This is a genomic window from Paenibacillus sp. UMB7766-LJ446, from assembly GCF_030226665.1.
Classification (GTDB): Bacteria; Bacillota; Bacilli; order Paenibacillales; family Paenibacillaceae; genus Paenibacillus; species Paenibacillus vandeheii.
This window is the reverse complement of sequence record NZ_JASOYM010000003.1, coordinates 402,123-415,500: the sequence shown is the minus strand read 5'-3', so window position 1 is coordinate 415,500 and position 13,378 is coordinate 402,123. Positions and strand designations below refer to the sequence as shown.

Sequence of the window (13,378 nt, the reverse complement as noted above, 5' to 3'; positions counted from 1 at the left end):
TTAATATTCAGTGGTTGTTGGACTCATGGTTAACGAGATATCCAGATTACCGTTACGGGTACGGATCATATCGAGAAATTCTTTTTGATTGACACTTTCATGAATGTTGACGTTGTAGACCAGCTCGTACAGACTGCCAAGCTCGGTTGTTCTGATTTTTTTGAGCTCATGCACGACATTGAATTTGTGGAATACCTCGTCGAGCGCTTCTTCGTAACTCAGATTCTCGGGAATGGTCACTTTCAATGTTTTTTGCTGGCTTTTCTTCGCTCCGAAGTTGAAGCGGCTCAGGACAAACATCAGTACACACAGGATGATGGTAAACAGTACGGCATAACCGAATGCGCCTACACCGCAGGCAAGACCGGAAGCCATGGTGAACAAAACGTAAGCAATGTCTTTCGGGTCGCCAGGCGCACTTCTGAATCGGATGATGGAGAAGGCACCGGCCAGGCTGAATGCACGGGCAATGTTGCTGCCGATCAGAAGAATGATAATGGCTACGATGACGGGCAACACAACCATCGTTAGCGTAAAGCTCTGGGAGTATGTGCTTTGATTCGTCTTCATGTATGTCAGGCTGATAATGGCCCCCATAATGATGGCAAGTCCGATGGTAACGATGGCATTGCTGAAGGTCAGAGTTGTATCGGTTAGTGCGGAACTAAAGATGGAATCAAGCATACAGGACACGCTCTCTTTCTGTGATTGTTTTTTCTTGTTGGATGGATGGGTTGAAATCGGTACCCGGCAGCAATTCTCGTTCAGTCTGGTAGTTCAGATTGGTTGTTCTGGCCAGATGTCTGTACTCATTGCCATACTTCGAGAAGCCGGTGCGATAAAGACCGTGTTCGGACAACAGTTGGGAGAGCCACATCGGAACGGTTTTCTCGGCTTTGACTTCCATCAGCCAGCGCCCGTCTTTCACCAGCGGCTCACCGTAATCTCCCTGCTCCAGCTTCAGATCGTATCTGCGACTGCGGATGTTGGTATCAAAGGTGATGCGGAGATCGCGGCTGTTCTTATCGAACAGAGCCTTGCGTTCATACGCCAGATATACCTTCGGTTCGAGATCGTACAGCCGTAGGAAGTATTTGATCTCTTCGAGGACCTGTTTGTTCATGTAATCCGCCAGATCAGGTGCCTTGCCCGTCTGAACGAATTCGTATGCCTCGTCCAGCTTCAGGGCAGTTCGGCGTTTGTTCACCAGGCCAAACACTTTCTTTTTGATCTCCAGATAGACCTTCGCATTTTCTTCAGGTACTCCGTATGCCCGCAGTCTCAGCTTCTCCTTGTATTTGGGTTTGGAGAGACTGGCGCGGATCAGTGAATCCTGCGGAGTGTCGAAGTACAGGTTGCTAATGGAGTAGAACTCGTGTTTCTTGTTAAAGGCGTCCAGCTCCATATATTTCAGCAGGTCGGTGTAAAAGTTCTCGTATTGCTCATCTGTCAGGAGATACTTGCTCTCATATCGGTTGAATACTTCAATTGCCATTGGGATTCAGTCCTTTCAACCATGTTTTGTATGTTTTGTTTCCTCGTGTATTGCTTCCATGTCTGTATCTTAGAGCGCCAACCTTGAATGAATCTTAAATGATTTTACATTCCGTTGATCTTTTTTTACTTTCCTTTAATAGTCCGTGAAAAAAGTTGAATTAAGATTGATTCAAGGTTCGGTTGCTACAATCGTTGGTATAATAGATTGACATATATCGAAACCAATTCATGCAGAGGAATGAAGAACCGATGAGAATACTTATTGCGGAAGATGAGGTTCATTTGGCAGAAGCCGTATCGCAAATATTGAAAAAACACAATTACTCTGTAGACATGGTGCATGACGGGAGGTCGGGTCTGGATTATGCGTTGAGCGGAATCTATGATCTATTACTGCTTGACATCATGATGCCGGAAATGGACGGGATTACCGTGCTGAAGGAACTGCGCAGCGAAGGCAATCATACGCCTGTCATTCTGCTCACAGCCAAAGGAGAAATTTCAGATAAAGTGACCGGGCTGGATTATGGAGCCGATGATTATATAGCGAAGCCCTTTGCGACGGAGGAATTGCTCGCCCGGATTCGAGCCGCACTGAGAAGAAAGGGAGAAGTTGTTCCGGAGGATGGACTGAAGTTCGGTGACATCGAACTGAATACGACGCAGCTGAAGCTGAGTGTGCAAGGCAAGGAAATCAAGCTGAATCTGAAGGAAAATGAGCTGCTGGAACTGCTGATTACGCGCAAACAGGCCATTACCTCCAAAGAGCAGATTATTGAGAAGTTATGGGGTTTCGATTCGGAAGTGGAGTATAACAATGTGGAGGTGTACATCTCGTTTTTGCGCAAAAAATTAACCTTCCTGAACTCTTCGGTCCGCATCAATACGATTCGGGGTGTGGGGTACGTACTTGAGGTGACGTCCTAATGTTCAAGAAACTCAGAAACCGATTTCTGATCGTGAACCTGGTATCCATCTCGATTATGATGCTGGTTGCCTTTGCCACGATCTACATGATTACGTACCAGAATGTGCAGCGGGAAACCAATATGGAGCTGTTCAAAGTATCGGATTTCTATCATGGTCCGTACAATTCCACCAAAATGCAGCGTGGAGAAGATCGGGATTCGGGAACGGGGTCCCCCCCATCGGATTCTATAGAAAACGGAGCTCCAGGGAGTGATCCGAATTCACCGCCAGGGCGTTCCGTGTCGTTCATGATCAAGACAGACACTGCATGGACAATTACGGATACGCACTCCAGATTTGATATGGACGACACGTTCTATACCGAAGCATTGCAAAAGGTGAATAAAGTCGATAATCTGGACCGGAAGACCGGTCAGTTTACGCTGAATGGGACGGACTGGGCGTATGTAATCGATCCGAGCAGCACCGGGCACATGATTGTGTTCATGGATGTGACGGCCCAACAGGGCATCCTTACGAATCTGATCTATACGTTTGCCATCGTAGGATTGATCATGCTGATCGTCATCTACTTCCTGAGCCGTTATTTCGCCAATCGTTCCATTACTCCGGTTAAAGAAGCGTTCGAGAAACAAAAGCAGTTTATAGCGGATGCTTCGCATGAACTGAAAACGCCACTGGCTATCATTAATACCAACACGGATGTGCTGCTCGCGAACCGGGAGGATACAATTGAGAATCAGGCCAAATGGCTGCTTTATATCAAATCGGAAACGGAACGCATGTCGGGACTAACGAATGATCTGTTATATCTGACTCAAATTGACGATTCGCGATCATCGATGATTCATGCCAAGTTCAATATGAGCGATGCGGTAGAGACGATCATTTTGACAATGGAAGCGGTAATTTTCGAGAAAAATATATCTCTGGACTACAGCATTGAGCCGCAGCTCATGGTCCATGGCAACAGCGAACAGATCAAACAGGTCATTCTCATCCTGCTTGATAATGCCGTGAAATACTCCAGAGCCAAAGGCTCGGTCAACGTATCGTTGAAGAAACAGAACAACGACGTTGTGCTGGCCGTTTCCAACACGGGAGAGGGCATCGCGCCTGAACATCTGGACCGAATCTTCGATCGCTTCTATCGGACTGATGCCTCCAGAGCACGGAAACATGGTGGACATGGATTGGGGCTTGCGATTGCAAGGTCGATCGTGGAACAGCACAAAGGCGAGATATATGCACGCAGTGTGGTGGGGGAAGGCGCAACATTCTACGTTCGTTTATCCTAGGGATAAGGTATAAGGCATGTCTGTTGTGGGTTAACCTATGCTACAATGGCAACAGTATGTATGAATCAAGGAGCTGACTATAACGTGACTGAAGCAAACTCAATTAATGAACAGGAAATGAAGGCATATATTGCAGAGAAGACGAAGGCAAGCGAAGCAAATATCGCTCTGGTCCTGAAGCATGAGCAGGCGTATATTAACAAGGCGCATGAAAATGCCAAAGGCGACGTGGATATCGACGGTGATGATCTGGCCGACTACATTCTGAGCCGTAAAGATGTAAAGCTCGATGAGCTCACCGTTGAAGGCATTTTGGATGCCGAAATGGACTATTTGATGGAAAAAGGTCTCGCAGGCTACGTGGATTAACACGTTTTAGTTTTTGCGGTTGTGGACCCGGTGTTTGATATCAAAGAAATGACCTCAGCTTCCACGTTATGGTGGATGTTGAGGTCATTTTTGACATTCATCGAGGCAAGCCTTATAGGTAAGCCCCGTTACTAAGCACTCTTTTTCCAACTAACTGCTTATTGACCCATCATACCGCCATCGACAGTATAGAGCGAAGCAGTGACATAAGAAGCTTCTTCCGATAACAGGAAGTTCATGATTGCCGCAACTTCTTCCGGCTCACCATAGCGGCCCATCGGAATGCTGGCTACGGTAGCGGATTGATAATCTTCCACGTTACCGGAATTTGCCTCGATTTGGCGCATCATGCGGGTATTAATGGTGCCTGGCAATACCGCGTTGACCCGGATACCATGAGGCGCGAGTTCATTCGCTGCTGTGCGAGTGAGACCAATAACAGCATGTTTGGACATAATATAGGGAGAGACAGCTGGAGCTCCCATCAGACCTGCAAGGGAAGAGGTATTCAGAATCGCGCCTGATTTTTGTTTTTTCATGACAGGGATAACGTTCTGAAGACCAAGGAAGACTCCGCGTACATTGACGTTATATACGAGGTCGAGTGCTTCAACACTAAGGTCTTCAATAAGCCCAGTTGGACCTTCAATCCCGGCATTGTTGGCAAAATAATCGATTCGGCCAAACGCATCAAGTGCTTGCTGCACATAGTTTTTCACATCGGCTTCCTGAGATACGTTGGCTTTCACCGCAATGACGTGCTCCTTGTCGAGTTGCAGATCCGTAATGGTTTGCTGGATGGCTTCCTCGTTCAGATCAACCAGTACCAGATTAATTTTGCGTTCAGTAAGGCGACGTGCCAATTCTTTACCGATGCCTCCGGCTGCTCCTGTAATAACGGCAGTTTGGGTATAGGATGTACTCATGAATGTTCCGCTCCTTCTATTATTAAGATCAGGTGAACTGTAAAAAAAACAGTAAACCTGTCGTCTATCGTTCCTATCTCAATGTTAAGATATACATAGAAATGTGACAATCATCATTGACAGCGCATATGTCAGCTATCGGACAGAGATGTAAGCGGTGTTCATTTAGATTACAATAATGGACAGAGGAGGTGGAAATGTTGATTATCGAACACCCTCAGGATCGGAGAGCACGAAGAACGCAGGATGCTATCATTGCTGCGGCAGTTTCTTTGATATTGGAAAAGGGAGCTGAAGCCGTCACGATTCGTGATATTACGGAGCGGGCGGATTATAACCGGGGAACGTTCTATTTACATTTTCCCGGCAAGCCCGAGCTGCTGCAATTTATTCTGGATGATTTCATGCAGGGAGTAGGACAAGCGTATGCTTCACCTTATGCGGAGTTAAAAGAAGTGGATATGACGGCATTGCTGCCATCAACAATGCCTGTGTTTAAATATATTGAAGCGCACCAGGACATCTTTCGAGCCTTGATGACGATGAATGGTGATATGGGAACCAGACTCTGCAATATGTTCAGAACCTACTTAACCGAGGATTTTGTACTGGTGACCGAAGACAGCGACTACGCCATTAATTATGACATTATGCTGAGTTATCTGGTATCTGCCACCGTTGGTGTGATTATGCACTGGGCAGAGATTGGGTTCAAGTATTCTTCCCATTACATGGGGGAGCAGCTGACTGCACTGATAAACATTAAACCGACCCGACTCCTGATTGAACCAGGGCAGAAGGGTCGGACCATTCACGAACACAAGCTGCAGGACTGAATACGTGTTCAGTTTTCTTATTCCCAGGGATAACTAACGGTGAGGAAGTCGGCGAAATTCTTACTTTCTTCCCGCCGTTGTTTCCGCATGGCCGCCCGAGCTGGAGCAGTCTCATATAATTTCTTCTCTTCCTCCGTCTCCGGAATAATGCGAGGAACGATAAGTTTGCGGGTTATTTTCATCCAATGCAACAAAGGTGAGGAATGCAGTCGCCGCAATCTTTTTCTCCCCCGTCTTCAGATCCTCACGGATTACCTTCACAAAAATCTCCATCGAACTTCGTCCCGTCCAGGATGCGAAGGATTCCAATGTCACCGAATCCGTCGGATTAATCGGATACAAGAAATCGACCGAATCGGTGGAAGCTGTGACGGTATTGACCCGGCACAACTTGGATGCTGCAATCGATGCGATGTCATCGATGTAGGACATGAGTTTGCCGCCGAACAATGTATTATGGTTATTTACATCGGTTGGAAACTGCTTGAGTCCTGCTCGTTCACCGATATTATCGGAAGCTAGGGCGCTTCTAGCGTCGACGACATGCCGTCTGATGTACCAATATAATAGACTGTCATACACTGTTACATTTCGAATACACAAAAAAGGATTCGAGCTGCCGATAATGGCCTCGAATCCTTTTTTGTGAATAATCAGTCGTAACGGATTTTAATGTTTTATCCGTTAGCTTCAGTGACGCTATTGGAAGCGAATGCAGACCACTTTACATTTACACCACTGGAACAATGGAATGAGATGGTATAATCACCACCGCGCATACCTTGCGGATAATCCGCCGTGCTTCTCCAAGTATATGCTGCTCCCGGCTTAACAGTAGCTGCAATATACTCTAATCCTGATGAGTGTGTCATCGTAACAGTTAGATTGCTTGTTCCATTGTTTAGGAAGTAGAATTTACCATGTCCGTAACCAGCTGGAACCGAGAAATAAGCGGGGGCGATAGAAGTAGTAGCGCTCACAGTTGTGAGCGGCTGTTGGTTACCAACAGAGAACGGAGTAACAATTGGTGGCGTTGTCTCATCTGCCGGATTTAGCTGGACGCTATCAGCTCTAACTACTGCTGGAATCGCCAAAGTTGCGGCTAGTGCTAAGGATAAAACTGCGGATCTTGCTTTGTTTCTCATTTGTTATAAACCCCCTCACCTAGTAGAATGTTGTATATGACATGTTAATATTATACTTTTTTTCAGAAAAAGTAATGAAAAAAATGGTAAAAAGTAAAAAAAAGGCTGTATCCCTATTCAAGTGAAGCATGATTCAAAAAAACCGCCAGGCGGGACCGGCGCCCTGGCGGTTTGATGCTGTATATTAAGCCTTGGCTTTGAAAATGCCAGACGGTCCGCCAACAGGCAGGAACGTGTAGCCAAAATGAGCATTCAGTACAGAAGCGCCTGTGCCGTACAACGACACGATTCCGATTCCCATTTCAGCATAAGCAGCAATGGTATGGAAGATATGAGGAGCTACGCCGAAAGCGTCAAAGGTCAGGCCAAGGAACAGGAAGTCAATGAGAATAAAAATGATGAGCAATACTTTGTTGGCTTCAACGGCACCCAGTGTCATAAACAGGGTGAACACGAGGTATCCGGCAAAAGCAAATCCGAGCTGCTTGCCATCTGCCTGTTCCGCAAGAGTGGAGCCAAACACGCCCATTTTGATCAACCAGTTGGCACCCATGGCGAACCAGAAGAATGCGTATGCGCCGAAGGCAGTTGTACCAAAGGTATTGTTGCGTTTGGAATCTTGAATGCAAGCGAACAGCTGGGCAAAGGCACCGAGGAAAATCGCCCAAGGAATGGCGTAACTAAGGCCATCTGTAATGCCAAGCTTTTGGGAGGAAGCGACCAGAGTAACGATAGCCAACCCAAATAATCCCATCGCGCTGGGATCGGCGTTTATGATTTTAACTTTAGTCTGTGAATCAGTTTGCATGGTGTTGATGAGCCTCCAAATAATCAAATCAGGATGATCCGCTAGAAGCTGAACCGTCCTCTATATTTCTTAATTCGCATCCGCCTGGTCCGGACACACACATCGCCCTATTGTACCTGAATGAATTACGTATGAAAAGGGATTTTATTACCTTTTGGATCATTATCCGATCCATTGTAAGGCTTGTGGTAGAGATCAAAAATGAAGAGATCGGTTTATTGGTGGAAAAAGACGGAAAATTGCATGTTCATTCCCTGGAAGAAGGGATAGTATCGAGTGGTAATGTAACCGCTTACTTAAAAGTGGTACCATCGTTCTGGCTGTAATCATTCATTGATGAGGAAACGAAAGGATGGGTGTTCATGATCGCGAAGACGCGGCAAGTTGGCTTGGTTTTGCTCCTATGGGTATTTACCATTTCGAGTCTGGGGTGGGGGAGCCTGTTTGGCACACCAACAGCAAGTGCAGCCGTATCGGCTGATGAAGCTGCGGGAGGAGGCACTTATAAATTCGACTTTGGTTCAGGAGCTGTTGCGAATGGATATACAGGCGTGGACGCAGCGTCTTCATATTCCAAGGAACTTGGCTATGGATTTACCGATGTGTCCAAGGTAACGGTGCAGGATCGGGGTACAAGTGATCCGATCAAATCGGATTTTGCCACCGTTGCTGATGGGAGTGGATTTAAGGTAGATCTGCCGAACGGTGACTACACCGTCTCCCTTGTCGCTGGTGACAGTGCAGGCAGCACGGATATTGCAATCAAAGTGGAGAGCATGAGCAAGGTTCAGCAGAACACCAAGCAAGCAGGTGAATATCTGGAGATGAGCTTCGATATTGCACTTGTGGATGGGCAGATGAACTTTGAATTCTCCGGAACGGCCGCCAATATCAATGCACTTGTGATCACCAAACAGCAGGAACGCGAAGCAGGTAACAAACCTGCTGTGTACCTTACAGGTGACTCCACGATGCAGACCTATAACCCATATTGGGAGCCCCAAGCGGGTTGGGGGCAAATGTTCCCGTCCTTTTTCAGTGATGCCGTGGAGATTAAAAACCATTCCATTGGTGGACGCAGTTCCAAATCCTTTATTTTTGAAGGCCGATTGGATGAAATTCTGCGCCTCATTCGTCCGGGAGATTATCTGTTCGTGCAGTTCGGACACAATGATGCAACGATCAGTGTTCCTGACCGCTATGCTTCACCCGCCGATTACAAAAACTATCTGAAAACCTACATAGACGGCGTGCAGCAGCGGGGAGCTACGCCAATTCTGGTAACGCCAATGGGTCGCAGGGACTTTAACGCAGACACAGGCAAGTTCAATGTATCCTTCCCTGAATATGTGCAGGCGATGAAGGAAGTAGCTTCGGAGAAAAATGTGATGCTGATCGATCTGAGCGCACTCAGCATTGCGTACTATGATTCCATTGGACCGGAAGCGACATTGTCTGTCTTCCTCCATGTATCACCAGGTATCTATCAGGCGTTCCCGAATGGGGCAACGGATAATACCCACTTCCAGGAATACGGAGCGATTCAGATCGCCCGTCTGGTTGCAGGTGCGGTTCGCGATCTGGACCTGCCTTTATCGGAAGCGGTCCAGGATGCCGAAGTTCCGGCTGAATTGCCAGCCAAACCTGCTGGATTGAAGGCAGGCAGCATCAGCAACGCCGGAGCAGTACTGAAATGGACGGCCGATGACACCGCAGACATCTACAAAGTGTACCGCAAACTTTTAACAGAGCCGGAATCTGCCTACAAGCTGGCAGGAACGGCAACCGTACCGACTTTAACGCTGAGCGGATTGGTCGAAGGAAAGTCGTACACGGTTCGAGTAACCGCTGTGAATGGTCGCGGCGAATCCAATCCTTCGGATGAAGTCAGCTTCACCACCAAATCGGCAGCGTATCGATATGACTTTGGCCCGGTAGGTTCTCCGGTTGCTGAAGGGTATACGGAAGTCAATCGGAACACGCTGTACACGCCTGAACGCGGTTATGGATTAACGTCTTCCGCCAATATGGCCGATCGGGATCGTGGCAGTGCGACGGATAACCTGCGTCGTGACTTCGTGATCTATTTTAACGGCTCGTATGAATTCAAAATCGATCTGCCGAATGGTACCTATTCGGTCAAGACGTACACGGGGGACTGGATTGGTTCGGCGCGGACGAACATCAATATTGAAGGCAAAGATTATGGAACGGTATCTTCCGGCGCTCAAAATATAGCCGAAAAAGTGATCAACCAGATAAACGTTCAGGATGGACAGATGAATCTGATCTTCAGTGGGCAAACGGCCCATCTCAACGGGCTTGAGATTACACCAGTATTGGTGGCCCCTTCCAATCTGAAGCTGGATGGACTGGATCTGGAGAGTGATCCGATCACTGCTGCATTGTCATGGGACGCTATTGGAGATGACGTGCAGTATAAGGTATACCGTCAGTCAACTGGAGCGGCCAAGGCCGAGTTGCTGGCAACCACCGATACAACAACCTATATCGACAACAAGGTCGACCTGGGCATGAATTATGTATATACGGTAACGGCTGCGGATCATACAGGAACAGAATCGGTAGCATCCAATGCATTGCCTGTATCGACGATTGATTCATCTGTAGACAAGGCAGAGATTCCCTCAGGCCTGTCGTTACAAAGCATCAACAAAAATGATGTTTCCTTCAGCTGGACGGAAGCAGCAGGTGCACGGGCATATCAAATCTATCGCGCTGTGAAGCAGGATGGGCCGTATGATCTAATTGCTCGTACCAAGGAGAAAGTATACACAGACTCCACCATTCTCAGCACCATTCCTTATTTCTATAAAGTGGCGTCTGTGAATGCGGGTGGGGTATCCGAACTTTCGGGTGCACTTGAAACACCGGTAGCAACGACGCTGAATCGCGAAATGGAATATTTGGACCGTGCTCCGGTCGCTGTAAAAACGGAAATTGGCAACTATATCGGCTGGCGCATGCTGGGGCTGGATGCCGAGACCATTGCCTTTAATCTGTATCGGGATGGCGTGAAGCTTAACGATGAACCGATAACGGGAAGCACCAACTTTACGGATGCCGAAGGAACGGATGCGTCCAAATACCGGGTCATGACCGTACAAAACGGCATTGAAAAAGCAGCAACGAAGGAATTTGGCGTTTGGCAGGAGCAGTATCTGTCTGTACCTCTTCAAAAACCTGCGGATGCGTATACGAAAGACGGACAGCCGTATTCGTATTATGCGGGTGATGCCAGTGTTGGCGATGTCGATGGTGATGGTGAATATGAGATTGTCCTGATGTGGTCGCCCAACAACGGCAAGGATAATTCCCAATCCGGATATACCGGCATTGTCTATATGGATGCCTACAAGCTGGATGGAACAAGACTCTGGCGCATCAATATGGGGCCGAATATCCGAGCGGGTGCGCACTACTCTCCATTCCTGGTCTATGACTTCGACGGTGACGGCAGAGCGGAACTGATGATGCGTACCGCTGATGGTACCGTCGATGGACTAGGAAAAGTCATTGGTGACGCTAATGTAGACCACCGGAACAGTTCGGGTTACGTTCTGCTTGGGGATGAATTCCTGACGGTGTTTGATGGTGAAACCGGAGCAGCACTGGATACGGTAGAATATGATCCACCGCGTGGAGATGTGGCTTCATGGGGCGATGGCTATGGAAACCGGGTGGACCGTTTCCTCGCAGCGGTGGCGTATCTGGACGGTGAACATCCAAGTGCGATGTTCAGCCGTGGATATTATACGCGTACCGTGCTCGCGTCCTACAATTTCCGTGATGGCAAGCTGAGCAAAGTGTGGCGTTTTGACTCCAACGATGATGGCTACGGCGAGTACGCAGGCCAAGGAAACCATAACCTCTCGGTTGCAGATGTGGATGGCGATGGCAAGGATGAGATTACATTTGGCGCAATGGCCATCGATGATGATGGCAAACCGTTATACAATACGAAGCTTGGTCATGGCGATGCCATGCATCTGAGCGATCTGGACCCGACTCGTCCAGGATTGGAAGTGTTCGACGTACATGAACATAAAGATTCGCAGTACGGTATGGAAATGCGTGATGCTGCTACAGGAGAGATTCTCTGGGGTGTGTTCACAGGCATCGATACCGGACGCGGCATGGCCGCCGATGTTGATCCAAATTATCCGGGATCTGAGGTGTGGGCTGCAACGATCACCAATGCTGAGCATATTCCAATCACCGGGCTTTACAGTGCTCAGGGTGAACTGATCACGACGAAGATTCCATCGTCCACGAACTTCGGCATCTGGTGGGACGGTGATCTGCTGCGTGAGCTTCAGGACGATATTCGTATCGACAAGTGGGATTATGCGAACCAAACGACAGTGAATTTGCTGACAGCAACAGGTTCGGCTTCGAACAATGGCACCAAAGCCAACCCGAGTTTGCAGGCTGACCTGTTTGGCGACTGGCGTGAAGAAGTGATGTGGCGCAGTCAGGACAGCTCGGAATTACGCATCTATACGACGACAGATGAGACGGATGTACGTATTCGCACGTTGATGCATGATCCGGTCTACCGACTTGGCGTAGCTTGGCAAAATGTAGCCTATAACCAGCCGCCACATACCTGCTTCCATCTGGGAGTAGGCATGGAGCAGCCAGCAGCACCGAATATTCGTTATGTAGGTGCTCCGCAAGAACCCGAAGATACGACACCTCCGGTCATTACCGGCATGCCTGCGGAACAGATGAGCGAAGAGGATATACTCCAAGTTGATGTGAAGGCAGAAGATCCGGAGTCCGGAATCACTCTTCTGGAATTGACTTGGGACGGTGAGGCCGTAGAACAGGGTGATGAGATTGCACTGACGGGTCTGGTGGGAAAACACATCTTTACAGCTAAGGCGGTTAATGGTGCGGGGCTCATCACCGAGCTTTCCGTGGAAGTGACAGTCATTTCCGCAGACCATGCCACAGGTGCACCAGGTGAACCGTCCTTGTCCGACGATAACCAGCATGGCGATGGTTTGGCGGATGGAACATACACTATCACGATGAATATGTGGTGGGGGAATAACGGTACACAGTATAAATTGTATGAGAACGGTGAACTGATCGATACCCAGAAGCTCACCGTCTCAAGCCCTTCCGCCCAAAAGGCATCTACCAATATTTCGGGCCGGGTAAACGGTACGTATGTATATACTTGCGAATTGATCAATTCAAAGGGAACAACTGAATGTGCTCCCCATACCGTAACCGTGCGTGATGCAGCGCCGGCAAAACCGGTGCTCTCTCATGACAATTGGGATGGAGATGGAAACTATATCATTACGATGAATATGTGGTGGGGCACAAATGCCACTTCCTATCGCCTGTATGAGAATGGTCAAGAGATCGACAGCCAACCGTTGACTGCTGCATCCCCGAATGCACAGACAGCAACAGTGGCGGTCAACGACCGCGCACCTGGAGAGTATAAATACATTGTGGAATGGAGCAATGAAAGTGGATCAGTTTCAAGTGAATTGATTACAGTGAAGGTCACGCATTAATTAAACGGATC

The 13,378-nt window shown here is 48.1% G+C and carries 11 protein-coding genes and 1 pseudogene; 6 read left to right on the top strand and 6 right to left on the bottom strand.

All coding sequences use genetic code 11. The features are described from left to right. Both QP794_RS09910 and QP794_RS09905 read right to left on the bottom strand, forming a co-directional pair. A complete protein-coding gene (locus tag QP794_RS09910) occupies window positions 1-684 on the bottom strand; it encodes a DUF4956 domain-containing protein (protein ID WP_024629755.1) in 684 nt (227 codons plus the stop codon). Next, the gene (locus tag QP794_RS09905; RefSeq protein ID WP_024629756.1) at window positions 677-1,495 is read right to left on the bottom strand and encodes a polyphosphate polymerase domain-containing protein; all 819 of its coding nucleotides are present in this window, start codon (window positions 1,493-1,495) and stop codon (window positions 677-679) included. Before QP794_RS09905 ends, QP794_RS09910 begins: the two co-directional genes overlap by 8 nt. A 251-nt stretch (window positions 1,496-1,746) precedes the next feature. On the opposite strand from QP794_RS09905, the gene QP794_RS09900 reads away from it, so the two are divergent. The 3 genes from QP794_RS09900 to QP794_RS09890 all read left to right on the top strand — a co-directional run bounded on the left by QP794_RS09900 (window position 1,747) and on the right by QP794_RS09890 (window position 4,094). Further along, complete coding sequence (locus QP794_RS09900) at window positions 1,747-2,424, top strand: response regulator transcription factor (RefSeq protein WP_094939004.1); 678 nt, start codon at window positions 1,747-1,749, stop codon at window positions 2,422-2,424. Next, window positions 2,424-3,725, top strand: a complete 1,302-nt coding sequence (locus QP794_RS09895) for a sensor histidine kinase (RefSeq protein WP_285076055.1) — start codon at window positions 2,424-2,426, stop codon at window positions 3,723-3,725. The genes QP794_RS09900 and QP794_RS09895 overlap by 1 nt, the downstream gene beginning before the upstream one ends. Before the next feature lie 117 nt (window positions 3,726-3,842). Then, window positions 3,843-4,094: a hypothetical protein gene (locus QP794_RS09890; RefSeq protein ID WP_029880845.1), complete on the top strand. Its 252-nt coding sequence runs from the start codon at window positions 3,843-3,845 to the stop codon at window positions 4,092-4,094. 158 nt (window positions 4,095-4,252) lie between these two features. Here QP794_RS09890 and QP794_RS09885 read toward each other — a convergent pair whose 3' ends face one another. After that, complete coding sequence (locus QP794_RS09885; RefSeq protein ID WP_285076053.1) at window positions 4,253-5,020, bottom strand: SDR family NAD(P)-dependent oxidoreductase; 768 nt, start codon at window positions 5,018-5,020, stop codon at window positions 4,253-4,255. Between the two features lie 197 nt (window positions 5,021-5,217). Here QP794_RS09885 and QP794_RS09880 point away from each other — a divergent pair, with 197 nt between their 5' ends. Next, entirely contained in the window at window positions 5,218-5,856 is a 639-nt protein-coding gene (locus QP794_RS09880) for a TetR/AcrR family transcriptional regulator (protein WP_285076050.1), read from the top strand. 17 nt (window positions 5,857-5,873) lie between these two features. Here the strand turns inward: QP794_RS09880 and QP794_RS09875 are convergent. The 3 genes and pseudogenes from QP794_RS09875 to QP794_RS09865 all read right to left on the bottom strand — a co-directional run bounded on the left by QP794_RS09875 (window position 5,874) and on the right by QP794_RS09865 (window position 7,809). Further along, window positions 5,874-6,363, bottom strand: a pseudogene (locus tag QP794_RS09875) (acyl-CoA thioesterase). A 170-nt stretch (window positions 6,364-6,533) separates the two neighbouring features. Next, complete coding sequence (locus QP794_RS09870; protein ID WP_285076048.1) at window positions 6,534-7,001, bottom strand: hypothetical protein; 468 nt, start codon at window positions 6,999-7,001, stop codon at window positions 6,534-6,536. Between the two features lie 184 nt (window positions 7,002-7,185). Next, on the bottom strand, window positions 7,186-7,809 hold the full coding sequence (locus QP794_RS09865) for an acetate uptake transporter (protein ID WP_024629763.1): 624 nt from the start codon (window positions 7,807-7,809) through the stop codon (window positions 7,186-7,188). 131 nt (window positions 7,810-7,940) lie between these two features. Here QP794_RS09865 and QP794_RS09860 point away from each other — a divergent pair, with 131 nt between their 5' ends. Together QP794_RS09860 and QP794_RS09855 are read left to right on the top strand one after the other, a co-directional pair. Beyond that, window positions 7,941-8,135: a hypothetical protein gene (locus QP794_RS09860; RefSeq protein WP_285076045.1), complete on the top strand. Its 195-nt coding sequence runs from the start codon at window positions 7,941-7,943 to the stop codon at window positions 8,133-8,135. Between the two features lie 36 nt (window positions 8,136-8,171). Beyond that, window positions 8,172-13,367: a rhamnogalacturonan lyase family protein gene (locus QP794_RS09855; protein WP_285076043.1), complete on the top strand. Its 5,196-nt coding sequence runs from the start codon at window positions 8,172-8,174 to the stop codon at window positions 13,365-13,367. The last annotated feature ends 11 nt before the right edge of the window (window positions 13,368-13,378 follow it).